The sequence below is a fragment of the Oleisolibacter albus genome (assembly GCF_003336875.1).
Taxonomy (GTDB): domain Bacteria; phylum Pseudomonadota; class Alphaproteobacteria; order Azospirillales; family Azospirillaceae; genus Niveispirillum; species Niveispirillum album.
The window spans coordinates 1-1189 of sequence record NZ_QGNJ01000042.1; the positions used below are offsets into that span (position 1 = coordinate 1).

The window sequence follows — 1189 nt, forward strand, 5'->3', positions numbered from 1 at the left end:
GTTACTGGACGATCTTGGAGACGACGCCGGCGCCGACGGTGCGGCCGCCTTCGCGGATGGCGAAGCGCAGGCCCTCATCCATGGCGATCGGGGCGATGAGCTGGACGCCCAGGCGGATGTTGTCGCCGGGCATCACCATCTCGGTGCCCTCCGGCAGGGTGACCATGCCGGTGACGTCGGTGGTGCGGAAGTAGAACTGCGGCCGGTAGTTGGCGAAGAACGGGGTGTGACGGCCACCCTCTTCCTTCGTCAGGATGTAGGTCTCGGCCTCGAACTTGGTGTGCGGGGTGATCGAGCCCGGCTTGGCCAGAACCTGGCCGCGCTCCACGTCCTCGCGCTTGGTGCCGCGCAGCAGCGCGCCGATGTTGTCACCGGCCTCACCCTGGTCCAGCAGCTTGCGGAACATCTCGACGCCGGTCACCGTGGTCTTCACCGTCGGCTTGATACCGACGATCTCGACTTCCTCGCCGACCTTCACCACACCGCGCTCCACGCGGCCGGTCACAACCGTGCCACGGCCGGAGATCGAGAACACGTCCTCGATCGGCATCAGGAACGGCTTGTCCTTCGGACGTTCCGGCTGCGGAATGTAGGCGTCAACCTCGGCCATCAGCTTCAGGATGGCGTCACGGCCGATCTCCGGGTTCGTGTCGTTCAGCGCGCAGACCGCGGAACCCTTCACGATCGGAATGTCGTCGCCCGGGAACCCGTAGCTCGACAGCAGCTCGCGAACCTCGAGCTCAACCAGCTCAACCAGGTCCGGATCCGCCAGATCCATCTTGTTCAGGAACACGACCAGCGCCGGAACACCGACCTGGCGCGCCAGCAGGATGTGCTCGCGCGTCTGCGGCATCGGGCCGTCCGCCGCGGACACAACCAGGATCGCGCCGTCCATCTGCGCCGCACCCGTGATCATGTTCTTCACGTAGTCGGCGTGGCCCGGGCAGTCCACGTGCGCATAGTGACGGTTCGCCGTCTCGTACTCCACGTGCGCCGTGGAGATCGTGATCCCGCGCGCCTTCTCTTCCGGCGCCTTGTCGATCTGGTCATAGGCGGTGAAGGTCGCCCCACCGGTCTCAGCCAGAACCTTCGTGATCGCCGCCGTCAGCGACGTCTTCCCGTGGTCCACGTGGCCGATCGTGCCGATGTTGCAGTGCGGCTTCGTCCGCTCAAACTTTGCCTTCGCCAT

At 65.7% G+C, this 1189-nt stretch carries 1 protein-coding gene; it reads right to left on the reverse strand.

Annotated features, from left to right (window positions below; translation table 11 throughout):
* Nucleotide 1: 1 nt before the first annotated feature.
* Nucleotides 2–1189: an elongation factor Tu gene (gene tuf / locus DK368_RS21175; RefSeq protein ID WP_114395954.1), complete on the reverse strand. Its 1188-nt coding sequence runs from the start codon at nucleotides 1187–1189 to the stop codon at nucleotides 2–4.

Bases quoted from the DNA above. Each gene is read 5' to 3' on its own strand.
- tuf (WP_114395954.1), bottom strand. From the start codon at position 1,189: ATGGCGAAGGCAAAGTTTGAGCGGACGAAGCCGCACTGCAACATCGGC.